Raw genomic sequence first — 997 nt, forward strand, 5'->3', positions numbered from 1 at the left:
AGCGTCTATGTGAAGGCCTTCCTTCGGAGGGCTTTCGATGACGATCAGGCTTGTTCTCGCCGGCTGCGGCAATATGGGTTACGCCATGCTCTCAGGCTGGCTGAAATCCGGTAAGCTCGCGCCATCAGCGGTTTTCGTGGTCGAGCCCAATGCCGATCTGCGCAATCGCGCGGCCACGCTGGGCTGCGCGACATCAGCCGATGCCGGCAGCATCCCGGCCGATGCCGTGCCCGATCTCGTCGTCATCGCGGTGAAGCCGCAGGTGATCCGCGATGTCACCTCCGCCTACAAGCGTTTCGGCGATGGCCGCACCACCTTCGTCAGCATCGCCGCCGGCACGCCGGCCACCACCTTCGAGGAAATCCTCGGCAACCGCGCGCCGATCGTGCGCTGCATGCCCAACACGCCGGCAGCAATCGGCAAGGGCATGATGGTGGTGTTCTCCAACAGGCTGGTTTCCGAAGACACCAAGCGTTTCGTCGCCGACCTTTTGTCGGCGAGCGGCGAAGTGACCACGATCGACGACGAGGGCCTGATGGATGCGGTGACCGCCGTCTCCGGATCTGGGCCGGCCTACATCTTCCATTTCATCGAAGCGCTGACCGTGGCCGCCGAGAAGGCCGGGCTGCCAACGGCGACCGCCAAGCTGCTCGCCATGCAGACAGTCTATGGCGCCGCCTCGCTGGCCGCCGAAAGCGGCGAGGAACCAGGCGTGCTGCGCCAGCAGGTCACCAGCCCCAACGGCACGACGGCCGCGGCGCTGGCCGTGCTGATGGGCGAGCACCGGCTGACCAATCTGCTGACGCAGGCGGTGGAGGCAGCGCGGCTCAGGTCTGTCGAACTGGGGAAATAAACGTCAACTCCTCCGCTGCCGAAGTTTTGATGGGTCGGACGTGCTTGCGTTGATGGCTTGGCGGAAATGCACATCGCTTCGTCATCCTGGGGCGAAGCAAGGAGCGCAGCGACGCGGCGCAGACCCCAGGATCCATGCCGCGAC

The 997-nt window shown here is 65.1% G+C and carries 1 protein-coding gene; it reads left to right on the forward strand.

The genetic code is table 11. From position 1 onward, the window contains the following. Window positions 1-37: 37 nt before the first annotated feature. Entirely contained in the window at window positions 38-853 is an 816-nt protein-coding gene (gene proC / locus EOB49_RS34095) for a pyrroline-5-carboxylate reductase (RefSeq protein ID WP_127383517.1), read from the forward strand. The last annotated feature ends 144 nt before the right edge of the window (window positions 854-997 follow it).

Source organism: Mesorhizobium sp. M7A.F.Ca.MR.148.00.0.0 (assembly GCF_003997735.1).
In the GTDB taxonomy this organism is placed as follows: domain Bacteria; phylum Pseudomonadota; class Alphaproteobacteria; order Rhizobiales; family Rhizobiaceae; genus Mesorhizobium.

What these genes read in the sequence shown, in the direction of transcription:
- proC (WP_127383517.1), top strand. Translation starts at nt 38, where the DNA reads ATGACGATCAGGCTTGTTCTCGCCGGCTGCGGCAATATGGGTTACGCC.